Source organism: Pseudomonas sp. TWI929 (genome assembly GCF_039673335.1).
GTDB lineage: Bacteria > Pseudomonadota > Gammaproteobacteria > Pseudomonadales > Pseudomonadaceae > Aquipseudomonas.
In genome coordinates this window covers 53,799-75,981 of record NZ_JBDJLK010000013.1, presented here as the reverse complement: position 1 = coordinate 75,981, position 22,183 = coordinate 53,799, and the positions used below count along the sequence as shown (strand labels likewise).

Below are 22,183 nucleotides of genomic sequence, written 5' to 3'. Positions count from 1 at the left end.
GGGTCTGGACTCGAGCAGAGGGCGTCATTGCCGCCTCAAGTCACTCGGAGGGCACGTATTCTACAACTTCCAGATCGAATCCGGATATCGCGTTGAACTTCATCGGCGAACTCATCAGGCGCATCTTGCGCACACCGAGGTCGCGCAGGATCTGCGAACCGGCACCCACGGTGCTGTAGGTGGTCGGTGCCTTGGCCGGTGCATCGCCCGCGCTTTCGCGGATGTGTGCCAGCAGCACGTCGCCGTCCAGCGGGTGGCCCAGCAGCAATACCACGCCGCTGCCGGCCTCGGCCACGGCGGCCATGGCCGCGCGCAGGCTCCAGCGGCCCGGTTGCTTGACCAGCAGCAGGTCGCGCAGCGGGTCCATGTTGTGTACACGCACCAAGGTCGGCTCTTCGGCGCAGATCTTGCCCAGGGTCAGGGCCATGTGCACGTCGCCTTCCACTGCATCGCGGTAGGTAACCAGGTTGAACTCACCCAGTTCGCTTTCTACCGGCTGCTCGGACACGCGCTGCACGGTGCGCTCGTGGATCATGCGGTAGTGGATCAGGTCGGCGATGGTGCCGATCTTCAGGCCGTGCTCGGCGGCGAACACTTCCAGTTCGGCACGGCGCGACATGGTGCCGTCGTCGTTCATCACTTCGCAGATCACGCCGCTTGGCTCGAAACCGGCCATGCGCGCCAGGTCGCAGGCGGCTTCGGTGTGGCCGGCGCGGGCCAGGGTACCGCCGGGCTGGGCCATCAGCGGGAAGATATGGCCAGGGCTGACGATGTCTTCGGCTTTGGCATCCTTGGCGGCAGCGGCCTGCACGGTGCGTGCGCGGTCAGCGGCAGAAATGCCGGTGGTGACGCCTTCGGCGGCTTCGATCGACACGGTGAACTTGGTGCCGAAGCCCGAGCCGTTGCGCGGCGCCATCAGTGGCAACTTCAGCGTTTCGCAACGCTCGCGGGTCATCGGCATGCAGATCAGGCCACGAGCGTGCTTGGCCATGAAGTTGATGTGCTCAGGCAGGCAGCATTCGGCTGCCATGATGATATCGCCTTCGTTCTCGCGGTCTTCGTCATCCATGAGGATGACCATTTTGCCCTGGCGGATGTCTTCGACCAGTTCTTCGATGCTGTTGAGCGCCACGCGGCACCCCCTTCTCAATCAGGATTTCAAGAAGCCGTTGGCGGCCAGGAAGCTTTCGGTAATGCCACTGCCCTTGCTCGGTTCGGCAGCCTTGTCACCCAGCAGCAAACGCTCCAGGTAACGGGCCAGCAAGTCGACCTCAAGGTTTACCCGACGCCCTGCACGGTAGTCGGCCATGATGGTTTCGGACAGGGTGTGCGGGACAATGGTCAGCTCGAACTCAGCGCCATTGACCTCATTGACCGTCAGGCTGGTGCCGTCGACGGTGATCGAACCCTTGTGGGCGATGTACTTGGCCAGTTCCTTCGGTGCACGCACGCGGAACTGGATGGCGCGGGCGTTATCGCTGCGCGAGATGATTTCGCCGACTCCGTCGACGTGGCCGCTGACCAGGTGACCGCCCAGGCGGGTGGTAGGGGTCAGGGCCTTTTCCAGGTTGACCTTGCTGCCACTCTTGAGGTCGATGAAGGCAGTGCGCTTGAGGGTTTCGACGCTGACGTCGGCCCAGAAGCCGTCGCCCGGCAGCTCCACGGCGGTCAGGCACACGCCGTTGACGGCGATGCTGTCGCCGAGCTTGACGTCACCCAGGTCGAGCTTGCCGGTTTCGACGTAGACGCGCACGTCGCCACCCTTGGGGGTCAGGCTGCGGATGGTGCCGATGGATTCGATGATGCCGGTGAACATGGGGTCTTCCTCAAAAACGGTTTGCGCGGGGCAAGCCCGGCATTATACGCCGGGCGCCGGCAGGGGGATGGCTGTGACCCGCCAGTCATCGCCCACTGCGCGCATTTCGGTAATTTTCAGCCGCGGCGCTTCGCTCATTTTATCCAGCGGCCAGTCCAGTAGCGGGCGGGCGTGGGAGCCGAGGAAGGTGCCGGCGACGAACAGCTGGTACTCGTCGACCAGGCCTTGCCGGGCAAAGGCACCGACCAGGCCAGCACCGGCTTCCAGCAGGATTTCGTTGACGCCACGAGCCGCCAGGGCCTGTAGCAACGCCGGCAGGTCGACCTGGCCATTGTCGCCCGGCAGGCTGAGCAACTCGTGGCCGGCAGCGGCATAGCGCGGGTCATCTGCGACAGCGGTTACCACCAGCGCCGGGCCGGCCTGGAAGAACGCTGCATCCAACGGCAGGCGCAGGCGGCCATCTACCAGCACCCGCAATGGCGTGCGGCTGAGTGCCAGGCTGGTGGTTTCGGCATCCAGGCCCAGCTCGGCACCGCGCACGGTCATGCGCGCGTTGTCGGCCAGCACGCTGGCGGCACTGGTCAGCACCGCACTGGAACGGGCACGCAGGCGCTGCACTGCCGAGCGGGCAGCCGGGCCGGTGATCCACTGGCTTTCGCCACTGGCCATGGCGGTACGGCCGTCCAGGCTCATGGCCAGCTTGGCGCGGACGAACGGTAGACCGTGCTCCATGCGTTTGAGGAAGCCCGGGTTGAGGGCACGGGCCTCGGCTTCGAGCACGCCGCTGGCCACCTCGATGCCGGCCTCGGCCAGGCGCCGCAGGCCCTGCCCTGCCACTTGCGGGTTAGGGTCCTGCATGGCCGCCACTACTCGTGCCACCCCAGCCTTTACCAGCGCTTCGGCGCAAGGCGGCGTGCGTCCATGGTGGCTGCACGGCTCCAGGGTAACGTAGGCACAGGCGCCACGGGCGCGCTCACCGGCCTGGCGCAGGGCATGCACCTCTGCATGCGGCTCGCCAGCGCGCACGTGCCAGCCTTCGCCGACCACCTCGCCATCGCGCACGATCACGCAGCCTACGCGCGGGTTCGGGTGGGTGGTGTACAGGCCCTTGCGCGCCAGCTCCAGCGCGCGGGCCATGTAGTGGGCGTCAAGGATGGCGGCTTGGCTGGGCATGTTCACTCTTTAGCTGGCTCGCGGGCCAGGCGGTCGATTTCTTCGCGGAACTCGTCGAGGTCCTGGAAGCGCCGGTAGACCGAGGCAAAACGGATATAGGCCACTTCATCGAGCTTGCGCAGCTCGGCCATGACCATTTCACCCACCACCAGCGATTTGACTTCGCGCTCACCGGTGGCACGCAGGCGGCTCTTGATGTGCGCCAGCGCCGCTTCCAGGCGTTCAACGCTGACCGGGCGCTTTTCCAGTGCCCGCTGCATGCCGGCGCGCAGTTTGTCTTCGTCGAAGGGCTGGCGCGTGCCGTCCTGCTTGATCAGCCGGGGCAGCACCAGCTCGGCAGTTTCGAAGGTGGTGAAGCGCTCGCCACAGGCCACACATTCGCGGCGGCGGCGCACCTGCTCGCCCTCGGCGACGAGGCGAGAGTCGATGACCTTGGTGTCGTTGGCACCGCAAAAGGGACAGTGCATGGTGGCAGGCAACAAAAAAAGGGAGGGCCATGGTAGCGCATTGCACTGGCAAGACAAGCCAAAGGGGTTAACATCCATGGGAATTCTGCCCGCGAAGGACTACCCCATGCACTACCGAGCGCTCGTCGTGCTGTGCTGCGCCGCCCTGCTCGCTGCCTGCGGCAGCGACAGACCGAAGACCGACAACCTCCCGGCGCCCACGCCAGCCCGCTCGGCCAAGCCGGCGGAGGTACTCGGCCCGCTGCCGGCCTACCAGCGCGAACTGAGCGGCACCTTGCTGGAAATCCCGGCCGGGGCCGACGTGGAGCTGGCCTTGCTGGTCATCGACGAACGCGACCGCCCGCAACGCCTGCTGGCCAGCAGCAACCTGACCGGCACCGGCCAGGCCCTGCCCTACCACCTGCGTTTCAACCCCGAGGCCTTCCCGGCCGGCGCGCGGGTCGAGCTGCGTGGCCGCGCAAGCAGTTCCGGCCAGCTGATCATGCACCTGCCGCCGGTGCGCATTACCCAGGCCCAAACCCAGGCCACCGGCCCGTTGCGTTTTGAGAAGGCGCCGTAAGTGGCGCCACTTTCCCTGCAACAGCCCCTGCAACAGGCCCTCAGCGGCCTGATCGGCGAAGCGCGGCTGATCGTCAGCGAGCTGCCCGGCTGCGACTTGAAGCTGTGGCTGATCGACGAGCAGAACATGGACCGCGCCTTCAGCAGCGAAGAAACCCGGCGCATTCTTGAAGAGCCGCCCTACTGGAGCTTCTGCTGGGCCAGTGGCCTGGCCATGGCCCGCTACCTGGCCGAGCACCCGGAATGGGTGGCCGGCAAGCGCGTGCTGGACTTTGGCGCTGGCTCCGGCATCGCCGGCATTGCCGCTGCGCGCGCCGGAGCACTGGAAGTGGTGGCCTGCGACCTCGACCCGCTGGCCCTCGATGCCTGCCGCGCGAATGCTGCGCTGAACGGGGTGGAGCTGAGCTACAGCAGCGACTTCTTCGCCGAGGACGACCGCTTCGACCTGATCCTGGTTGCCGATGTGCTGTATGACCGTGCCAACCTGCCACTGCTGGACGCTTTCCTCGGCCGCGGTCGCCAGGCCCTGGTAGCCGACTCGCGGGTACGCGACTTCAGCCACCCGCTGTACCAACAGTTGGGCGTACTCGAAGCGCTGACATTGCCGGACCTGGCCGAACCGCACGAATTCCGCCGGGTCAGCCTGTACCACGCCAGCCGCGACACCTTATAGTGCTGTTATTCACGAGTTTGCGAGAGTCGCAATGAGCCAAGACACGCCTTACATTTTCGACGCCACCGATGCCACCTTCCAGCAACTGGTGATCGAGAACTCCTTTCACAAACCGGTGCTGGTGGATTTCTGGGCCGAGTGGTGCGCGCCATGCAAGGCACTGATGCCGCTGCTGGCGAAAATCGCCGAGGGTTACCAGGGCGAGTTGCTGCTGGCCAAGATCAACTGCGACGTCGAGCAGCAAGTGGTAGCGCAGTTCGGCATCCGCAGCCTGCCGACCGTGGTGCTGTTCAAAGACGGCCAGCCGGTGGACGGCTTTGCCGGTGCGCAGCCGGAATCGGCAATCCGCGCCATGCTCGAACCCCACGTGCAGCTGCCTGCCGCCCCCGTTGCTTCGCCGCTGGAGCAGGCCAAGGCGCTGTTTGCCGAAAGCCGTTTTGCCGAAGCCGAGGCGCTGTTGCAAGCGCTGCTGGGTGAGGACAACAGCAATGCCGAGGCGCTGATCCTGTATGCCCGTTGCCTGGCTGAACGCGGTGAGCTGGGTGAGGCCCAGGTGGTGCTGGATGCGGTCAAGACCGACGAGCACAAGGCTGCCCTGGCGGGTGCCAAGGCCCAGCTGACCTTCCTGCGCCAGGCTGCCAGCCTGCCGGAAGTCGCCGACCTGAAGAGCCGCCTGGCGCAGAACCCGCAGGATGACGAGGCGGCTTATCAGCTGTGCATTCAGCAACTGGCGCGCCAGCAGTATGAGGCCGCGCTGGAGGGGTTGTTGAAGCTGTTCCAGCGTAATCGTGGCTATGAGAACGGGCTGCCGCAGAAGGCGATGCTGCAGGTGTTCGAGCTGCTGGGTGGCGACCACCCGCTGGTTGGCGTTTACCGTCGCAAGCTGTCGGCGGCGATGTTCTGAGAATGCCGGGGCCGCTTTGCGGCCCCAAAATTCTGAAACCTTCACCCCACCCAGTGATAAACCGGCGCATCCACGCCACTTTCCACCTTCACCTCACTGCTGTGCCGCAAGCGCACCAGCAGCCGCTTGCCCGCCGCCGTACTCCCGGCCAACCCTTCCAACCGATCCAGCAACTCCGGCCCGCTCATCTGCCCCGCCAGGCGCAACACCTCACGCGCCGCAGTCCACTGCCCGTCATCCTGACGCGGCGCCGCCACCGTAGCCGTAGCAGTACCCTGCGCCACTACCGGCACCTCGGTCTGTCGCCCCAGCTGCGCCCACTCCTCAGGCTCCAGCTCGATGGTCAGGTCCACCGGCCAATCACCAATCTTTCCACGAATTCTCACGGTGCATTCCTTGAGCAAGGTCAATGCACTCATCCTACCGCAACATGAAACCTGCACCACGCAAGCTGGCGGCGCGCAGAAAAGTTGTTATAACATAACTCACTCTTCCAGCCCGCCCCGGAGTCGTCCATGCGTCGCCTGCTGCTCGCCCTGCCCTTCGCCTTGCTGCCCCTGGCCGTGGCCCATGCCCACGACGAACATGACCATGATCATGCCCACGGCACCCTCGGCGCGCATGAGCATGGCGTGGCCAAGCTCAACGCCGTGCTCGATGGCAACACCCTGGAGCTGGAACTGGATAGCCCGGCAATGAACCTGGTCGGCTTCGAGCATGCCGCCAGCAGCGATGCCGACAAGGCCAAGGTCGCCGCCGTGCGCCAACAACTCGAACAACCGCTGCAACTGTTCGGCCTGCCTGCTGCCGCAGGCTGCAAGGAAGACCAACAGGCGCTGGAAAGCCCGCTGTTCGGTGACGCGCCGAAAGCCGACGACGATGGTGACGAGCATGAGCACGGCCACCAGCACAGCGACATCGGCGCCCATTACCAACTGACCTGCGCCAACCCCGACAAACTGGCACAGGTCGACCTCGCCCCGCTGTTCAAAGCCTTCCCGGCCACCCAGAAAATCAATGTGCAACTGATCGGCCCCAATGGCCAGAAAGGCGTGGAAGCAACGCCGGCCAAGGCAGCGGTCACCTTCTGAATGAGCCAGCCGTTGATCGAACTGCATGACCTGGTGTTCGCCTGGCCAGGTCAAACTCCGCTACTGGATATTCCGGCGTTTCACCTGGACGCCGGCGAGGCCCTGTTCCTGAAAGGCCCCAGCGGCAGTGGCAAGACCACCTTGCTGGGCCTGCTGGGCGGGGTGAATGTACCGGGCCAGGGCCGCATCCAGCTGCTCGGCCAGGATCTCGGCAGCCTCGGCCAGGGTGCCCGTGACCGCTTCCGGGTCGACCACACCGGTTACATCTTCCAGCAGTTCAACCTGTTGCCGTTCCTTTCAGTGCGCGAAAACGTTGAGCTGCCGTGCCGCTTCTCGCGCAGCCGCAAGGCCCGCGCCGAACAGCGCCATGGCAGTGTCGACCAGGCGGCCAGCACGCTGCTGGCCCACCTGGGCCTGGACGACCCCGCCCTGCTCGCCCGCCGCGCCGACAGCCTGTCGATCGGCCAGCAGCAACGGGTCGCAGCCGCTCGGGCGCTGATCGGCCAGCCCGAGCTGGTGATCGCCGACGAGCCGACCTCGGCGCTGGACGCCGATACCCGCGAAGCATTCATCCGCCTGCTGTTCGATGAATGCCGCGCCGCTGGCGCCAGCCTGCTGTTCGTCAGCCACGACCAGAGCCTGGCGCCGCTGTTCGACCGCCACCTGTCGCTGGCTGAACTCAACCGCGCTGCCAAGCCCCGGGAGGCCTGATGTACCTGCTCCGCCTTGCCCTGGCCAGCCTGGCCAACCGCCGTTTCACTGCGTTTCTCACCGCTTTTGCCATCGCCCTGTCGGTGTGCCTGCTGCTGGCGGTGGAGCGGGTTCGCACCGAGGCCCGCGCCAGCTTTGCCAGCACCATCAGCGGTACCGACCTGATCGTCGGCGCCCGCTCCGGCTCGGTGAACCTGCTGCTGTATTCAGTGTTCCGCATCGGTAACGCCACCAACAACATCCGCTGGGACAGCTATGAGCACTACGCCAAAGACCCGCGGGTAAAGTGGGCGATCCCTATCTCGCTGGGCGACTCGCATCGCGGCTACAGAGTGATGGGCACCACGGCTGAATACTTCAGCCATTACCAGTACGGCCGCCGCCAGCATCTGGCACTGAGCCAAGGGCGTGAGTTTGCCAACGACCCGTTCGAAGTGGTGCTCGGTGCCGAAGTAGCCGAGGCACTGCACTACAAGCTGGGCGACAAGCTGGTGCTGGCCCACGGCGTCGCCGCGATCAGCCTGGTCAAGCATGACGACAAACCGTTTACCGTGGTCGGTGTGCTCAAGCGCACCGGCACGCCGGTCGACCGCACCCTGCATATCAGCCTGGGCGGCATGGAGGCGATCCATATCGACTGGCACAACGGAGTGCCAGCGCGTGGCGCCGGGCGCATCAGCGCCGAGCAGGCGCGCACGATGGACCTGCAACCTGCCGCCATCACCGCGTTCATGCTGGGCCTGAACAGCAAGATCGCGACCTTCAGCCTGCAACGGGAAATCAACGAATACCGCAGCGAGCCATTGCTGGCGATCCTGCCTGGGGTGGCCCTGCAAGAGCTGTGGAGCCTGATGGGCACTGCGGAACAGGCGTTGTTCGTGGTGTCGCTGTTCGTGGTGCTGACCGGTTTGATCGGCATGCTCACGGCGATTCTCACCAGCCTCAACGAGCGCCGCCGGGAGATGGCGATATTGCGCTCGGTAGGGGCCAGGCCGTGGCACATCGCGGGGTTGCTGGTGCTGGAAGCACTGTCGCTGGCTGCGGCCGGGATCGTGGCCGGGCTTGGCTTGCTGTATGCGGGTATCGCCGTGGCACAAGGGTATGTGCAGGCCAACTATGGTTTGTATTTGCCCCTGGCCCTGCCAAGCGCCCATGAGTGGACCTTGCTGGCTATTATCCTGGGGGCTGCGTTGCTGATGGGTAGCGTACCGGCGTGGCGGGCCTATCGGCAGTCGCTGGCCGACGGCCTGGCCATACACCTCTGAGAACCAGTAATGATCCAGTACCTCACTGCCTTCTTCGCGGGCTCGCCCGCTCCCACAGGGTTCTCCACAGGCCTCAGGCCTTGTATAGGCCCTGTGGGAGCGGGTTCACCCGCGAAGAGGCCAGCACTGCACTTGCTGCTGGCCCTGCTGCTGTTGATACCGATGCCTCTATGGGCCTCGGAACCCAAGGAACTGGACTGGCCCGCCCTCATCCCCGAGGGCGCCCCGGTCATCCCGCCACAGCTCGCCCCCCTGCACGACATGTCGCAGCTCAGCAATGCCCTGTCTGCCGAGTCCGCACCAGCCGCGCGCCAGCAGGCCCCCGACGCGCCAGTGGTAAAAAGCCTCGATGGCCAGCAGATCAAACTGCCCGGCTACATCGTGCCGCTGGAGGTCAGCGAAGAAGGCCGCACCACCGAATTCCTGCTGGTCCCCTACTACGGCGCATGCATCCATGTGCCGCCACCGCCGTCGAACCAGATCGTGCATATTTTCAGCGAAATGGGCGTTCGCGTCGAAGACCTCTACCAGCCCTACTGGATCGAGGGAAAGCTGCAGGTTAGAGCCTCCAGCAGCGAACTGGCCGATGCCGGATACCAGATGGAAGCCGAGAAAATATACGCTTATGAGCTGAGATGAGAACTGTTTCGAATTCGTGACGACGCTTCTTTGAGCTGGGTCAAACTTTCTGTTTAAACGCATCCGTACCATTGGACTACTCGATTACTCACGTCCTTTGGGAGCTTCCATGAACAAGTCCTTGCTCGGTGCCGCCCTCGCGGCCCTGACCCTCGCCGCCCCTGTCGCCCACGCCCACCAGGCGGGTGATGTCATCGTCCGAGCCGGTGCCATTACCGTTGCTCCCAACGAAAGCAGCGGCGACCTGAAATTCGACGGCAGCAAGGTCTCGGGCACCAAAGCGACCCTGGACAGCGACACCCAACTGGGCCTGACCTTCGCCTACATGCTCACCGACCACGTCGGCCTGGAGCTGCTGGCTGCCACCCCGTTCAAGCACACTGTCGGCGTAAAAGGCCTGGGCGGCGGCCTGGACGGCAAGCTGGCCGACATCAAGCAACTGCCACCGACCCTGTCGCTGCAGTACTACCCGATGGAGCCAACCTCCAAGTTCCAGCCATATGCCGGCGTTGGCATCAACTACACCCTGTTCTTCGATGAAGACCTCAGCAGCACCCGTAAACAGCAGGGCTTCAGCAACCTGAAGCTGCAGGACTCGGTCGGCTTCGCCGGCCAACTGGGCATGGACTACATGCTCACCGAAAACCTGCTGGTCAACGCCTCGGTCTGGTACATCGACATCGATACCAAAGCCAGCGTCAACGGCCCGACCGCACTGGGCTACAGCAAGACCAAGGTCGACGTCGACGTCGACCCATGGGTGTACATGGTCGGCCTTGGCTACAAGTTCTGACCTGAGCATTGCAGGGCGGCTTCGGCCGCCCTCTCGCGTTGCAGCCATAGCCAGTAGCCCAGCGCGACCGTGCTGAAGGCCATCCCCAGCCCACACACCGCCGCCCAGCCCCAATGGGCAAATACCCAGCCCGCCAGCACCGCCCCCAGGCCGCCACCCAGCGAATAGCAGCACATGTAGGCACCGATCAAGCGGCTGGCCATTGCCCCCCGCCCGGCCAGCAACAGGCTCTGGTTGGTGACATGCACCGCCTGCACGGCAAAATCCAGCATCAGCACCCCCACCCCGAAAGCCATCAGTGAATGCCCGACCAATGCCGTGGGCAGCCACGACAGTGTCAGCAGGGCCAGCGCCAGCCCGGTGGTGCGCTCCCCACGCCCTTGGTCGGCCAAGCAACCGGCACGGGCTGCCGCCATCGTGCCTGCGACACCTGCCAAGCCAAACAGGCCTATCTCGGTATGGCTCAGCGCCAATGGCGCAGCGCTCAGGGGCATGACCATTGCACTCCACAGCACGCTGAACGCCGCAAAGATCAACACGCCGAATACTCCACGCTGGCGCAACAACCTGTCGTGCCGGTACAGGCTGAACTGGGCCACGATCAGCGCCCGGTAGCCAGACCTCTGCTTCGCTGGCTGGGCCGTGGGCAAGCAGCGCCACAACACCAGGGCCAGTAGCATCAGGCCCCCCGCTGCAACCAGGTACACACTGCGCCAACCCGCCAGGTCGGCAAGCCCGCCCGAAACCAGCCGCGCCGATAGAATCCCCAGCACCACACCACTGGTGACGGCGCCTACGGCTTGCCCTTGCTGGCCGGGTGCGGCAAGGCTCGCGGCATACGCCACCATCACCTGCACCATGACCGCCATCAGCCCGGTGATCAGCAGCGCCAGCAGCAACATGGCCCAGTTGGGCGCCATGCCGACGCTGACCAGCGCCAGGGCCGAGACCAGCAACTGGCCAAGCAACAGGCGTTTGCGGTCGATCATGTCCCCCAGCGGTACGATCAGCAGCAGCCCCAGGGCGTATCCCACCTGGGTTGCACCAACCACCCAACCGATCTGCTGCTGCGCCACACCCAGTTCGGCGGCCATCGATTCAAGCAAAGGCTGGGCGAAATACACCGTCGCCACGGCCATGGCGCTGGTGGTGGCAAGCAGCAGGGTTATCCAGCGTGTCAGCGCAGGGCTCATCGGCATGGCCTCGTCAATCTGGTTTCGAATTGAAACCAGATGCTGGATATTTAGCAAATGTGGTTTTAATCTGCAACCAGACAAACAAGACAGGTTTGCCCCATGCTCGATGAAAATAATGCGCAATGCCCTGTGGCCCGGGCCTTGGAGGTATTGGGTGACCGTTGGGCGCTAATGATTCTGCGCGATGCCTTTGATGGCCTGCGGCGCTTCAGTGAATTCCAGAAAAACCTGGGGCTGGCGAAGAATATCCTCGCCTCGCGGCTCAAGCTGCTGGTGGAGAGTGGGTTGTTGGCGCTGCAGCCGGCTTCGGATGGCAGTGCCTACAAGGAGTATGTACTGACCGAGAAAGGGCGGTCGGTTTTTCCGGTGGTGGTTGGCTTGAGGCAGTGGGGGGAGCGGTTTCTGTTCGCGGCAGGTGAGGTGCGTTCGGAGTTGGTGGAGGGTGCTAACGGGCAGGCGCTTGAGACGTTGCAGGTGCGAGGCCAAGATGGGCGGATTCTTAAAGCCGAGGATTGCCTGCGCAAAGTTGTGCGGCATGGGTGATTCTGGGGCTGCTGCGCAGCCCATCGCGACACAAGGCCACTCCCACAGGGGCCGCACATCGATTGTCTTTGCGCTATCCCTGTGGGAGCGGCCTTGTGTCGCGATAGGGCCGCAAAGCGGCCCCAGCACTTTCAGCCCTTGCCCAGAAGCCGCGCCAAACCTTCAACCATCGGCGTCGCCTGCGGGAATTCGAACCGCGCCAGCAACCGCTGGTTATCCGCCCGCGAATGGCGAATATCACCCGAGCGCGCCGGCGCATAGGTGACCGCCGGCAAGCTCCCCACCACCTTCTCCAGCGCCGCCAGCATCTGGTTGATCGACGTCGCCTGGTTGAGGCCGATATTTACCGCCCCCTCCTCGACCTGCGGCTGCTCCAGCGCCTGCACCATCACCTGCACCAGGTCGCCCACATAAAGGAAGTCGCGGGTCTGCTCGCCATCGCCGAACACCGTGATCGGCAAGCCCTGCACAGCACGCTCGCAGAAGATGCTGATTACCCCGGAATACGGCGAGGACGGGTCCTGGCGTGGCCCGAAGATATTGAAGAAGCGGAACACCACCGGCTCCAGGCCATGCTGACGGCGGTAGAAGTCCAGGTACTGCTCACTGGCCAGCTTGTCCACGGCATAGGGGGTCAGCGGCGCCTTGGGCGTGTCTTCGGCAATCGATTCACCCTCGCCATTGTTGCCGTACACCGCCGCACTCGAAGCGAACAGCACCCGACGCAAGCCATGTACACGCATGGCCTCACAGACGTTGAGGGTGCCGATGAAGTTGCTTTGGTGGGTACGCACCGGGTCTTCGACCGAGGCCTGCACCGAAGCCACTGCTGCCAGGTGCACCACGGCACTGCAGCCCGCCGCAGCCTGCGTGACCAACCCGGCATCGGCAACATCGCCTTCGATCAGCTCCAATCGAGGGTGATCAACCTGCAGGTTGCCCCGCCGCCCAGTGGAGAAGTCGTCGAGAATGCGTACGGCGTAGCCTTTGTCCAACAACGCATCGCACAGGTGGGAGCCAATGAAGCCGGCACCGCCGGTGATCAGGATGGGGGCGTCAGCCATGGCGGTAGAACCGGTCCAGTAGAGGCGGCAAGCCAGCGCGCCAGGCACGCGGCTTGATACCGAAGGTATGAAGGATTTTCTTGCAGGCCAATACCGCATGCTGCGGCTCTTCGCTGGCATCCGGGCGCGCGGCATGGGCCTGCGGCGTCGGTGCCTGCACGGCCAGCTGGCGGTACTGGCCGGCCTCGGTGAGGATCGCCTGACCCAGCGCCAGCGGCGTAGTCGCCTCGTTGGCGGCGTAATGGTAGGTGCCCCACAGCGGCGCGCTGCAATCGAGCTGCTTGAGTACCGACAGGATCACCCGGGCAGCATCGTCTACCGGTGTCGGGTTGCCGCGCCGGTCGTCGGCCAGCAGCAGCTCCTGCGGTTGCTCGGCACGGGTCAGAAAGCGGCCCAGTGCGCCATCGATACTCTCGTCGAGCAGCCAGCCAAAGCGTAGCAGCACATGCTGCGGGCAGGCTGCACGCACACTCTGCTCGATGCGCCAAAGTGCCTGGCCACGCTGCCCCAACGGCACCGGTTCGTCTTTTTCGCTGTAGGCCGTCGCCCGCGAGCCATCGAATACCCGGTAACTGGAAGGCTGCACCAGGGTGATCTGGTGATGCTGGCACAGCTCCGCCAGCCGCTCCACTGCCCGCTCCTGCTGGGCCAGGCGTTGTTCGCTGACCGACTCGGCCTGGAACCAGTCGAAGTAATAGGCCAGGTTGACCAGCGCGTTGGGGCGATGATCGTCGAGCAACTGAGTGAGGCTGGCAGGAGCCCAGCCATTCTCGGGCGGGCGCGGCGCCAGGAATGCGATGTCCTCCTCGGCCCCAAGACGAATCAGCGCTTGCCCGAGGGCATTGCCACCACCCAACAGCATTAGGCGCATACGCATAGAGTCAGCAGATCCGGAGAGGTTGATGAAGGAAAGGGGTCATTTTGCGGTTTCCGGGCGGGGAAGTCCAACGCAGGGGCTCGAGAACGCCGGTAGTCGCAGTCGCTCAACGCTTTCATGGCAGAAATCATAAGAAGCAGAAATCTCCTACAGCCCTCAAAGATTCAGCTGACTTCCGCTCAACAGCCTAACGGCATTGAATCGTTGACTGCCGCGTTTGCGGGTCGCCAAAGCCAGTTTGCAAGCGACGCCAACAAAGGCAACTCTCTTGGTCTACTACAAGGAACGTTCAATGTCGCATTCGGAAGTCGCATATCTTGACTTCAACAGGGAGCAGGGTTTGGCGATATCACTCGCAAGCCAAACCCTTGCAGACCTAGGGGGACCAGAAGCTACAGGTGTGGCAGTTCAGGCCATACTATGATCGAACTCGAAGTAACACTTATTCTGATACTCGCCCTGATGGCCTTCATGGCCGGTTTCTTTGATGCGATTGCCGGCGGCGGTGGCTTGATCACGCTGCCGGTATTGTTCATTGCCGGTATCGAACCGTTGGCTGCGATCGCTACCAACAAGTTTCAGGCGGCGTCAGCGACAGTTTCGGCTACATTCGCCTTCGCGCGCAAAGGCATGATCGACTGGAAAAAATCCCACGTAATGGCGCTCATGTCCTTCATCGGCGGGGCACTAGGCGCTTTGTCGGTCAGCTATGTACCTAAAACACTCCTCCAGGCCTGTGTGCCGATCCTCCTGATCGTTGTGGCCGCCTACTTCGCTTTTAGTCCAAAACCCAATGAACAAACGCGCAAAGCGAGGATATCAGTCAGCTTGTTCTGCATTACCGTGGCGCCGATCATTGGGTTCTATGACGGGATTTTCGGTCCAGGCGTCGGCTCGTTTTTCATGCTGGCCTGCGTCATCCTCCTTGGCCAGCATCTGCTCCAGGCCGTTTGTAACAGCAAGCTGTTGAACGCAGCATGTAACCTGGGTGCGCTGTCAGTGTTTTCATTGAGCGGGGCGATCATCTGGCCACTGGCGTTGGCAATGGCAGTCGCGGCTTTTGTGGGGGCCCAATTGGGTGCACGTTGCGCAGTGCACTTTGGGCCCCGGCTGATCAAGCCATTGCTGGTCGGTGTTTGCTGCATCATGGCGACCAAGTTGCTGCTCGACTCAGGCAACCCGATTGGTCAGTGGTTACATCGCCTTACTCTCTGAGGGAAACATCATTCAATCTCGAACAGGCTGTTACGCAACGGCCCCACACTCAGCCGCTCGCGCACATCATCATCTATACGCGGATCATCCGGCCGGTACAGTCTTACCTGCCGATAGGCGTTGATGCGATTGATCTCCTCGCCCAGGTACTCCCACACCACCCGAGTACACGCCGGGTTGCGCCGGTCGCCACTGGATACACCCGCCTTCAGGCCGTTCAGGCGGGTAATGCGGCTTTTGAAGCTGGGAATGAGGATGGTCTGGCTCATTTCGTTGAAGGTCAGCGACTCGTAGTCGATCAGGAACACCCGGTCCTGCAGCTGGAAGGCCGCCCCCAGGTAGCGGCAACGCACCTCGGCATGCTGGTCGGTGGCGCTGGAACGCTCCTGGCGCTCCTGGCGCTCGAACAGGAAGCGGCCGCGTTCTTCCCATAGGTGCACCAGCGACACCAGGATCGTGCCCGGCACCGACATGCAGTTGGAGTATTCGAAGTAGTAGCCGCAGTAGCGCGACAGGTTGCCGGCATGCTCGTGCAGCGGGCGGAACAGCTCGCTGATCGGGTCGCTGGGCTGCTCGGCCAGGGTCGACACGCGGGCACCGATCAGGCGGGCGAACTGCTCGGCCGGCAGGTTCAGCTCATAGTCCTCCACGCCGAAGAAATCACCAATGCGCTTGAGGTTGAAAGCCGTCGGACGGCTTTGCCCGCTCAGGTACTTGTTGAACTGCGCGCGGTTGATCGACAGCTGCCGGCAAACTTCGGAAATAGAGCGGTAGTGGCTGCAAGCCAGTTTGAGGTTGGTAGCGAAATGATCGCTCATGTGCGGAATCCAGGTGACGCGAATGACGCCATTGTAGCATCAAGTCGCATCAATTCAGACCAAGCCGCGAAATTGTAACCACTCTTGTCATGACCAACCATGCGCCCCAACGAATAGCGGTGCGCCTGCCGTCCGCTGGTCTTTCCATGCGAAGAATAAGAATCGAGGTCATTTTCCAATGCTCGAAGCACTCAACGATTTCCTTTCCGGGAAACTCCTCATCGTGCTGATCGTCGGTCTCGGCGGTTACTTCACCATCCGTTCGCGGTTCGTTCAGTTCCGCCATTTCGGCCACATGTTTGCCGTGTTCAAGGAATCGCTGCGTGGCCAAGCAGGCCAGTTGAGCTCCTTCCAGGCCCTGATGCTGAGCCTGGCCGGCCGCGTGGGCGCCGGTAACATCGCCGGTGTCGGCATTGCCGTGACCCTGGGCGGCCCTGGCGCAGTGTTCTGGATGTGGGTCACTGCCCTGGTCGGCATGGCCAGCAGCTTCTTCGAATGCACCCTGGCCCAGGTGTACAAGCGCGCCGACGGCGACGGCTTGTACCGTGGCGGCCCGGCCTACTACATCCAGCATGGCCTGAAGAAGAAAAGCATGGCCATCGTGTTCTCGATCCTGCTGCTGGTTACCTACGGTTTCGCCTTTATCGGCCTGCAGTCGTACACCGTGACCCACTCGCTGCAGAACGCCTTTGCCTTCGACCCGCGCCACACCGGCATCGTCCTGGCCGTGCTGCTGGCCATCACCTTCCTCGGTGGCATCAAGCGCATCGCCGCAGTATCGGACCTGCTGGTACCGATCAAGACCCTGGCCTACATCGGCGTGACCCTGTACGTGATCGGCACCCAGATCGAACACGTACCAGCCATGCTGGAAACCATCTTCAAGAGCGCCTTCGGCCTCGACCCGGCGTTCGGCGGCCTGCTCGGCAGCGCCATCGTCATGGGCGTGAAGCGTGGCGTGTTCGCCAACGAAGCGGGCCTGGGCAGTGCGCCGAACGTGGCAGCCGTGGCTGCGGTGAAGCACCCGGGCGCCCAGGGCGTGGTCCAGGCCTTCAGCGTGTTCCTCGACACCTTCGTGATCTGCACCTGCACCGCGCTGCTGATCCTGCTGTCGGGCTTCTACACCCCTGGTTTCGAAGGTGACGGCATCGTCCTGACCCAGAACTCGCTGGCCGCCGTGGTCGGTGACTGGGGCCGCCTGTTCGTCAGCGTGGCACTGTCGCTGTTCGTGTTCACCTGCATCCTCTACAACTACTACCTGGGCGAAAACAGCCTGCAGTTCCTCAGCCGCAACCGTGTGGTGCTGCTGGCGTTCCGCGCATTGGTGCTGGCACTGGTGGTGTGGGGTTCGATGCAAGACCTGTCGACCGTGTTCGCCTTCGCCGACATCACCATGACCTGCCTGGCGTTCGTCAACCTGGTGGCCCTGGCCCTGCTGTTCAAGGTGGGCCTGCGGGTGATGCGCGACTACGACGACCAGCGCAAGGCCGGCATCCAGCAACCCGTGTTCGACTCGTCGAAGTTCGCCGACCTCGACCTGGACCGCAATGCCTGGCCTGCCAATCCGCAGGTGGAAACAGCCACTGACAAAGCAGTCGGCCAAGCTCAGCCGCAGCGCTGATATCCTGCCCTGCCCAGCCGCCCCGTCCGCGGGCGGCTTTTCTTTCTCCGCTCACCGCTACGGATGCTTTCCATGCGTGCAGTAAAGAACCTTCTCGTGCTCTATACCGGCGGCACCATCGGCATGCTTGAAACCCCGGAAGGCCTGGCGCCGGCCGGTGGTTTTGAAGCGCGGATGCGCGAACACTTCGCCCAGGTGGCCGATGCGCCCCAGCTGCAATGGACCCTGCAGGAACTGAACCCGCTGCTCGACAGCGCCAACATGCAGCAACACAACTGGCTGGCGATGCGCGATGCCATTGTCACGGCAGTGGATGTGGCTGGCCATGATGGCGTGCTGGTGCTGCATGGCACCGACAGCCTGGCCTATAGCGCCGCGGCGTTGTCGTTCTTGCTGCTGGGCCTGCCGGTGCCGGTGCTGCTGACCGGGTCGATGCTGCCGGCAGGTGCCCCGGACAGCGACGCCTGGCCCAACCTGTGTGGTGCGCTGCGCCAGTTCGAAAAAGGCCTGGAAGACGGCGTGCAGCTGTACTTCCATGGCCAGCTGCTACATGGCTGCCGGGCGTCGAAGCTGCGCAGCGAAGCGTTCGATGCCTTTGTAGCGCTGCCGCGTCATCGTGACGGCGAGCGTGCCGCAGCAATCCCCGCCGAACTGGGTTACAAACACCCGCGACAGCCGGTCAACCTGGCGGTAGTACCGGTGTTCCCGGGCCTGCAGGCCAGCCATTTGCAAGCGCTGCTGGGCAGCGGCGTGCAAGGGTTGCTGCTGGAGTGCTACGGCAGCGGGACCGGGCCGTCGGATGACCAGGCATTGCTGGATGTGCTGAGCGCAGCGCGCCAGCGGGGCGTGATGCTGGCGGCTATCAGCCAGTGCCCTGAGGGTTCGGTGGTGTTCGATACCTATGCGGCGGGTAACCGCTTGCGCGGGGCCGGACTGGTCAGTGGTGGCGGCATGACCCGTGAGGCGGCGCTGGCCAAGATGGTTGCGCTGTTGGGGGCTGGGCTGGATGTCGATGCGGCAGAGCGGTGGTTTGCTCTGGACCTGTGCGGGGAGCGTGCTTGAGGGTTCCCCTCTCTGGCGCATTCGCGGGTAAACCCGCTCCTACAGGCTGCGCGCCGGCCCCTGTGGGAGCGGGTTTAGCCGCGAAGAGGCCCTGACAGGCGAAAGAAAATGGCGGAAGGCAGCGGGAGTCGAACCTGCCCGGGAACGGCTGCCGTCCCCAACCGGGTTTGAAGCCCGGCCGCGCCACCGGGCGCGATTGCCTTCCTTGAACTCAGTGCCTGGCCTGCTGTTGGGCCAGGGCGCTGTCGGCGCGGATTTGACGCTGGTCGGCCACCCTCCGGGTCAGGCCGATGCGGTCGAAGTATTCCAGAACCTGCACACTGCGCTTGCGACCGATGCCCAACATATCGCGAAACGCCGCAACCTGCACTATCGGTGTTTCTCCGGCCTGCCGCAGCAGCAGCTCTGCCATGCGCTGTAGCGTCGCCTCGGGGTAGAACAGGTCGCGCACCACCTGGTGCACCAGGCCCAGCCGGGCCAGCTTGCGCAGCAACAAGCGCACCTCAGCTTCGGCGCAGCTCTCCTCACTTGCCAAGGTCCTGACCCAGGGCGGATCGTATTGCCCCGCCAGCAACTTCGGCTGCAAGCGCGCCCATAACGCACTGTCGGCTTCGCTCAACTGCACCTTGTGATCGGGCAGGTGCAGCCAGGGCCCGCTGCTTGCAATGGCACCGACATCGAGCAACTCATCCAGCAGGCTGACGAATGCCGGCCGCTCCAGCGGCAAGGCCGCAAAGCGGCGCAGGCGGTCGCGGTCCGGGCCGAGTTGGTCGGGCTCCTGCTCGTGAAACCGCGCCAACTGCTCCAGCACCTGGTACTTGAGCCCCTGCCACTGGGCGTTGGCGAACAGCAGCTGGCCCTGTCGCGTGGCCACCACCAGCACATCTTCCGGCAACTGCCAGGTTTCCCGCAGGCGGTTGAACTGCCGCTCGAGACGCTGTGGGTCAAGACCACCCGGGGCACTGATAAGCAGGGCCGGCAGGGCCTGCTCCAGATCTTCGGCATTGCGCAGCACCTGCAACTGGCGCAGGCGCTCATCGCTGCGGCGTTGTCGGCTGGGTGCGAACGGGTCAAGCACCTTGCCGCCACCCAGCGTTCGCTGGGCACGCTGATCACGCAGCACCAGGCGGTCGCCGTGCACCGCCTGCAGCGGCGCGTTGAGCAGCAACTGGGCGAACATGCGCTGGCCCGCCGCCAGGGTTTCGCCTTCAAGCAAGGCGACCCGGGCCGTCACATCCTGGGTGCCGAGGTGCACATGCACGGCGCTGAAGTGTTCGAAGGTTCGGGTCTCGCCAGCCAACAGGCTCAGCTCGATATCCACCCGCACAGTGGGCGCATGCAGCCACTCGGGCACCAGCCAGTCCCCCCTACGTACCTGCTCCACCGCCAGGCGTTCGGCAACGATGTTCAGCGCCACCCGCTGGCCCGCCTCGGCCACCAACGCGGCCTGGTTCTGTGCATGCAGACCGCGCACCCGCACTGCTTTACCAGCCTTGCCCAGCAACAAGGTATCGCCGGCACTGACCCGGCCGGCCAGTGCCGTGCCGGTGACCACCACGCCAGCACCGGTAACCGCAAAAGCGCGGTCGACAGCCAGACGAAAACCGCCGCGCACGCTGCGTTGCCGCACAGCTGCTTCGGCCTCCAGCAACGCCTGACGCAGGGCTTCGACGCCCTCCCCGCTGAGGCTGGACAAGGGAAACTGCCGCGCCCCGGCATACGGCCCAGGCGCCAGCAGTTCACCAACTTGCACCTGCACCTCAGCCAGACGCGCCGGCTCGACCCGGTCGCATTTGCTGATCGCCACCAGCGCCTGGGGAATGCCCAGCAATTCGATGATCGCCAAGTGCTCGCGGGTCTGCGGCATGACCCCATCGTCCGCAGCCACCACCAGCAGCACCAGGTCGATGCCATGGGCACCGGCCAGCATGTTGTGGATAAAGCGCTCATGCCCCGGCACATCGATGAAGCCGGTCAGCGGTGCACCTTCGGCCAGCGCGGCATAGCGGTAGCCAAGGTCGATGGTCATGCCACGGGCGCGCTCCTCCTGGCGCTGGTCGCCGGCCTGGCCTGTCAGCGCCTGCAACAGTGCGGTCTTGCCGTGGTCGATGTGCCCGGCGGTGCCAACGATCACTGCACCGGCCCCAGTTGCAGGGCAGGCAACTGCGCCAGCCACTGGGCTTCATCGTCCAGTTGGCGCAGGTCGAGCCACAGGGCGTCGTCGTCGATACGGCCAAGTACCGGCACCGGCAAGTCACGCAGGGCCCGCTCCAGTACATGCAAACTGCGCCCACGCAGCTTCTTCGACACCTGCGGGCGCAGGCACAGGGCAGCACTGGCCAAGCGCGCCACCGGCTGGCTGCCACTGCCGATCATGCCCAACGCCTGTTCCACGCTGACAGCCCATTGCTCGCCGAGGCGGGCCTTGAGTTCAGGAGCCAAACGCTCGGCCTGGGCCTGGATCTCGGCCTGGTTGCGGGTGAGCAGGCGCAGGCTGGGCAGGCGTTCGGCCAACCGATCCGGGTTGCGGTACAGCGCCAGCACCGCTTCGAGTGCGGCGAGGGTGATCTTGTCGACGCGTAGCGCGCGCTTTAGCGGGTTCTTCTTGATCTTGGCAATCAGTTCCTTGCGGCCGACGATGATCCCGGCTTGCGGCCCGCCCAGCAGTTTGTCGCCACTGAAGGTGACGATATCGGCACCATCGGCCAGGGCCTGGCGCACTGTCGGTTCGGCAGGCAGGCCCCAGCGGGTAAGGTCGAGCAGGCTACCGCTGCCCAGGTCTTCAAGCAGCGGCAAGTCATGTTGGTGGGCGATACGCGCCAGCTCGGCAGTGGGCACCTGGGTGGTGAAACCCTGGATGCTGTAGTTGCTGCAATGCACACGCATCAGCAGGCCGGTGCGCGGGCCGATGGCGGCTTCATAGTCACGGGCGTGCGTGCGGTTGGTGGTACCGATCTCGTGCAGCTTCACCCCGGCGCGGGCCATGATGTCGGGGATGCGGAAGGCGCCGCCGATCTCGATCAGCTCGCCACGGGAGATGATGCCCTCCTTGCGCGCGCCCAGGCTGTTGAGCGCCAGCAGCACGGCAGCGGCGTTGTTGTTGACCACGGTGACGGCCTCGGCGCCGGTCAGTTCGCGGATCAGGCCTTCGATGAGATCGTCGCGGTCGCCGCGTTTGCCGGTGGCCAGGTCGAATTCCAGGTTAAGCGGGTAGCGGGCGGCGGTCTGCATGGCCTCGATGGCTTCTTCCGGCAACAGGGCGCGGCCAAGGTTGGTGTGCAGCACGGTGCCGGTGAGGTTGAACACGCGACGGACCTGGCTGCGTTGCTGGATGGCCAAGCGTTCGCCGGCGCGGCCCAAGAGGATTTCGGGGGCCAGCTCGGCTCTGCCGAGTTCGCCATTGCGCGCGGGGACGCGCAAATCGTCGAGCAATTGGCGCAGAGTGGCAAGGACGGCGTCGCGGCCGTGGCGGTCGATCAGCGGCAGGCAGGCCGGGTGGCGCAACAGGGTGTCGATGGAGGGCAGGCGTGGGGTGTTGCTGGCGAGGCTGGAGGACATGCGGTACTACCTTGGACTTATCCGTTGTCTGTTCTGGCCCTTTCGCGGGTGAACCCGCTCCTACAGGTAGGGCGTAACCCTGACGGTTTGCGCATTACCTGTAGGAGCGGGTTTACCCGCGAAGAAGGCGACTCGGTGT

At 64.2% G+C, this 22,183-nt stretch carries 23 protein-coding genes and 1 tRNA gene; 12 read left to right on the top strand and 12 right to left on the bottom strand.

Annotated elements, in window-relative coordinates:
- Positions 1-40: 40 nt before the first annotated feature.
- The 4 genes from ribBA to nrdR are packed head-to-tail and all read right to left on the bottom strand — an operon-like array spanning position 41 to position 3,456.
- Positions 41-1,132, bottom strand: a complete 1,092-nt coding sequence (gene ribBA, locus ABE456_RS08645) for a bifunctional 3,4-dihydroxy-2-butanone-4-phosphate synthase/GTP cyclohydrolase II (RefSeq protein ID WP_016484697.1) — start codon at positions 1,130-1,132, stop codon at positions 41-43.
- Between the two features lie 18 nt (positions 1,133-1,150).
- Positions 1,151-1,816 (bottom strand): riboflavin synthase, encoded by a 666-nt coding sequence (locus ABE456_RS08640; protein ID WP_003255399.1) that lies wholly within the window; start codon positions 1,814-1,816, stop codon positions 1,151-1,153.
- Between the two features lie 42 nt (positions 1,817-1,858).
- On the bottom strand, positions 1,859-2,989 hold the full coding sequence (ribD, locus tag ABE456_RS08635; RefSeq protein WP_346643514.1) for a bifunctional diaminohydroxyphosphoribosylaminopyrimidine deaminase/5-amino-6-(5-phosphoribosylamino)uracil reductase RibD: 1,131 nt from the start codon (positions 2,987-2,989) through the stop codon (positions 1,859-1,861).
- A gap of 2 nt (positions 2,990-2,991) precedes the next feature.
- Positions 2,992-3,456 carry a transcriptional regulator NrdR gene (gene nrdR, locus ABE456_RS08630; protein ID WP_009685710.1) on the bottom strand — a complete coding sequence of 155 codons (465 nt, stop codon included), beginning with the start codon at positions 3,454-3,456 and terminating at the stop codon, positions 2,992-2,994.
- A 106-nt stretch (positions 3,457-3,562) separates the two neighbouring features.
- Here nrdR and ABE456_RS08625 point away from each other — a divergent pair, with 106 nt between their 5' ends.
- From ABE456_RS08625 to trxA, 3 genes are read left to right on the top strand one after another with little or no spacing between them, the layout of a single operon-like run.
- Complete coding sequence (locus ABE456_RS08625; protein ID WP_346643513.1) at positions 3,563-4,015, top strand: YbaY family lipoprotein; 453 nt, start codon at positions 3,563-3,565, stop codon at positions 4,013-4,015.
- Positions 4,016-4,687: a 50S ribosomal protein L11 methyltransferase gene (locus tag ABE456_RS08620; protein WP_346643512.1), complete on the top strand. Its 672-nt coding sequence runs from the start codon at positions 4,016-4,018 to the stop codon at positions 4,685-4,687.
- Positions 4,688-4,718: 31 nt separating this feature from the next.
- Positions 4,719-5,591, top strand: a complete 873-nt coding sequence (gene trxA, locus ABE456_RS08615) for a thioredoxin (RefSeq protein ID WP_346643511.1) — start codon at positions 4,719-4,721, stop codon at positions 5,589-5,591.
- Between the two features lie 41 nt (positions 5,592-5,632).
- On the opposite strand, the gene ABE456_RS08610 is transcribed toward trxA, so the two are convergent.
- Complete coding sequence (locus ABE456_RS08610) at positions 5,633-5,977, bottom strand: hypothetical protein (protein ID WP_346643510.1); 345 nt, start codon at positions 5,975-5,977, stop codon at positions 5,633-5,635.
- A gap of 129 nt (positions 5,978-6,106) precedes the next feature.
- Here ABE456_RS08610 and ABE456_RS08605 point away from each other — a divergent pair, with 129 nt between their 5' ends.
- The 5 genes from ABE456_RS08605 to ABE456_RS08585 all read left to right on the top strand — a co-directional run bounded on the left by ABE456_RS08605 (position 6,107) and on the right by ABE456_RS08585 (position 10,090).
- Positions 6,107-6,682 (top strand): DUF2796 domain-containing protein, encoded by a 576-nt coding sequence (locus tag ABE456_RS08605; protein ID WP_346643509.1) that lies wholly within the window; start codon positions 6,107-6,109, stop codon positions 6,680-6,682.
- Positions 6,683-7,393, top strand: coding sequence for an ABC transporter ATP-binding protein (locus tag ABE456_RS08600; protein ID WP_346643508.1), 711 nt, complete (start codon positions 6,683-6,685; stop codon positions 7,391-7,393). It abuts the gene before it with no gap.
- On the top strand, positions 7,393-8,658 hold the full coding sequence (locus tag ABE456_RS08595; protein ID WP_346643507.1) for an ABC transporter permease: 1,266 nt from the start codon (positions 7,393-7,395) through the stop codon (positions 8,656-8,658). Before ABE456_RS08600 ends, ABE456_RS08595 begins: the two co-directional genes overlap by 1 nt.
- 126 nt (positions 8,659-8,784) lie before the next feature.
- Positions 8,785-9,297: a DUF3299 domain-containing protein gene (locus ABE456_RS08590; RefSeq protein ID WP_346643532.1), complete on the top strand. Its 513-nt coding sequence runs from the start codon at positions 8,785-8,787 to the stop codon at positions 9,295-9,297.
- A 109-nt stretch (positions 9,298-9,406) separates the two neighbouring features.
- Complete coding sequence (locus ABE456_RS08585; protein ID WP_346643506.1) at positions 9,407-10,090, top strand: OmpW family outer membrane protein; 684 nt, start codon at positions 9,407-9,409, stop codon at positions 10,088-10,090.
- On the opposite strand, the gene ABE456_RS08580 is transcribed toward ABE456_RS08585, so the two are convergent.
- A complete protein-coding gene (locus ABE456_RS08580) occupies positions 10,078-11,283 on the bottom strand; it encodes an MFS transporter (RefSeq protein ID WP_346643505.1) in 1,206 nt (401 codons plus the stop codon). The two genes, ABE456_RS08585 and ABE456_RS08580, sit on opposite strands and share 13 nt — an antisense overlap.
- Before the next feature lie 102 nt (positions 11,284-11,385).
- Between ABE456_RS08580 and ABE456_RS08575 the strand changes: the two genes are divergently transcribed.
- A complete protein-coding gene (locus ABE456_RS08575) occupies positions 11,386-11,829 on the top strand; it encodes a helix-turn-helix domain-containing protein (protein WP_346643504.1) in 444 nt (147 codons plus the stop codon).
- Between the two features lie 131 nt (positions 11,830-11,960).
- On the opposite strand, the gene ABE456_RS08570 is transcribed toward ABE456_RS08575, so the two are convergent.
- The gene (locus ABE456_RS08570; RefSeq protein WP_346643503.1) at positions 11,961-12,893 is read right to left on the bottom strand and encodes an NAD-dependent epimerase/dehydratase family protein; all 933 of its coding nucleotides are present in this window, start codon (positions 12,891-12,893) and stop codon (positions 11,961-11,963) included.
- On the bottom strand, positions 12,886-13,770 hold the full coding sequence (locus ABE456_RS08565; protein WP_346643502.1) for a sugar nucleotide-binding protein: 885 nt from the start codon (positions 13,768-13,770) through the stop codon (positions 12,886-12,888). The genes ABE456_RS08570 and ABE456_RS08565 overlap by 8 nt, the downstream gene beginning before the upstream one ends.
- A 420-nt stretch (positions 13,771-14,190) precedes the next feature.
- Here ABE456_RS08565 and ABE456_RS08560 point away from each other — a divergent pair, with 420 nt between their 5' ends.
- Entirely contained in the window at positions 14,191-14,985 is a 795-nt protein-coding gene (locus ABE456_RS08560) for a TSUP family transporter (RefSeq protein ID WP_346643501.1), read from the top strand.
- An 8-nt stretch (positions 14,986-14,993) separates the two neighbouring features.
- Here ABE456_RS08560 and ABE456_RS08555 read toward each other — a convergent pair whose 3' ends face one another.
- Complete coding sequence (locus ABE456_RS08555; RefSeq protein ID WP_346643500.1) at positions 14,994-15,803, bottom strand: helix-turn-helix transcriptional regulator; 810 nt, start codon at positions 15,801-15,803, stop codon at positions 14,994-14,996.
- A 178-nt stretch (positions 15,804-15,981) separates the two neighbouring features.
- On the opposite strand from ABE456_RS08555, the gene ABE456_RS08550 reads away from it, so the two are divergent.
- Positions 15,982-17,424 (top strand): sodium:alanine symporter family protein, encoded by a 1,443-nt coding sequence (locus ABE456_RS08550; protein ID WP_346643499.1) that lies wholly within the window; start codon positions 15,982-15,984, stop codon positions 17,422-17,424.
- 63 nt (positions 17,425-17,487) lie between these two features.
- Complete coding sequence (locus tag ABE456_RS08545; protein ID WP_346643498.1) at positions 17,488-18,486, top strand: asparaginase; 999 nt, start codon at positions 17,488-17,490, stop codon at positions 18,484-18,486.
- 109 nt (positions 18,487-18,595) lie between these two features.
- On the opposite strand, the gene ABE456_RS08540 is transcribed toward ABE456_RS08545, so the two are convergent.
- The 3 genes from ABE456_RS08540 to selA form a co-directional block, all read right to left on the bottom strand.
- A tRNA-Sec gene (locus ABE456_RS08540) sits at positions 18,596-18,691 on the bottom strand.
- A gap of 6 nt (positions 18,692-18,697) precedes the next feature.
- Positions 18,698-20,620: a selenocysteine-specific translation elongation factor gene (gene selB, locus ABE456_RS08535; RefSeq protein ID WP_346643497.1), complete on the bottom strand. Its 1,923-nt coding sequence runs from the start codon at positions 20,618-20,620 to the stop codon at positions 18,698-18,700.
- Positions 20,617-22,044: an L-seryl-tRNA(Sec) selenium transferase gene (gene selA / locus ABE456_RS08530; RefSeq protein ID WP_346643496.1), complete on the bottom strand. Its 1,428-nt coding sequence runs from the start codon at positions 22,042-22,044 to the stop codon at positions 20,617-20,619. Before selA ends, selB begins: the two co-directional genes overlap by 4 nt.
- Between the last annotated feature and the right edge of the window lie 139 nt (positions 22,045-22,183).

Excerpts from the sequence above, each read along its gene's own strand:
- ABE456_RS08640 (WP_003255399.1), bottom strand. The coding sequence starts at position 1,816 with ATGTTCACCGGCATCATCGAATCCATCGGCACCATCCGCAGCCTGACC.
- ribD (WP_346643514.1), bottom strand. The coding sequence starts at position 2,989 with ATGCCCAGCCAAGCCGCCATCCTTGACGCCCACTACATGGCCCGCGCG.
- nrdR (WP_009685710.1), bottom strand. The coding sequence starts at position 3,456 with ATGCACTGTCCCTTTTGCGGTGCCAACGACACCAAGGTCATCGACTCT.
- ABE456_RS08625 (WP_346643513.1), top strand. The coding sequence starts at position 3,563 with ATGCACTACCGAGCGCTCGTCGTGCTGTGCTGCGCCGCCCTGCTCGCT.
- trxA (WP_346643511.1), top strand. The coding sequence starts at position 4,719 with ATGAGCCAAGACACGCCTTACATTTTCGACGCCACCGATGCCACCTTC.
- ABE456_RS08605 (WP_346643509.1), top strand. The coding sequence starts at position 6,107 with ATGCGTCGCCTGCTGCTCGCCCTGCCCTTCGCCTTGCTGCCCCTGGCC.
- ABE456_RS08600 (WP_346643508.1), top strand. The coding sequence starts at position 6,683 with ATGAGCCAGCCGTTGATCGAACTGCATGACCTGGTGTTCGCCTGGCCA.
- ABE456_RS08595 (WP_346643507.1), top strand. The coding sequence starts at position 7,393 with ATGTACCTGCTCCGCCTTGCCCTGGCCAGCCTGGCCAACCGCCGTTTC.
- ABE456_RS08585 (WP_346643506.1), top strand. The coding sequence starts at position 9,407 with ATGAACAAGTCCTTGCTCGGTGCCGCCCTCGCGGCCCTGACCCTCGCC.
- ABE456_RS08580 (WP_346643505.1), bottom strand. The coding sequence starts at position 11,283 with ATGAGCCCTGCGCTGACACGCTGGATAACCCTGCTGCTTGCCACCACC.
- ABE456_RS08575 (WP_346643504.1), top strand. The coding sequence starts at position 11,386 with ATGCTCGATGAAAATAATGCGCAATGCCCTGTGGCCCGGGCCTTGGAG.
- ABE456_RS08570 (WP_346643503.1), bottom strand. The coding sequence starts at position 12,893 with ATGGCTGACGCCCCCATCCTGATCACCGGCGGTGCCGGCTTCATTGGC.
- ABE456_RS08565 (WP_346643502.1), bottom strand. The coding sequence starts at position 13,770 with ATGCGTATGCGCCTAATGCTGTTGGGTGGTGGCAATGCCCTCGGGCAA.
- ABE456_RS08560 (WP_346643501.1), top strand. The coding sequence starts at position 14,191 with ATGATCGAACTCGAAGTAACACTTATTCTGATACTCGCCCTGATGGCC.
- ABE456_RS08555 (WP_346643500.1), bottom strand. The coding sequence starts at position 15,803 with ATGAGCGATCATTTCGCTACCAACCTCAAACTGGCTTGCAGCCACTAC.
- ABE456_RS08550 (WP_346643499.1), top strand. The coding sequence starts at position 15,982 with ATGCTCGAAGCACTCAACGATTTCCTTTCCGGGAAACTCCTCATCGTG.
- ABE456_RS08545 (WP_346643498.1), top strand. The coding sequence starts at position 17,488 with ATGCTTTCCATGCGTGCAGTAAAGAACCTTCTCGTGCTCTATACCGGC.
- selA (WP_346643496.1), bottom strand. The coding sequence starts at position 22,044 with ATGTCCTCCAGCCTCGCCAGCAACACCCCACGCCTGCCCTCCATCGAC.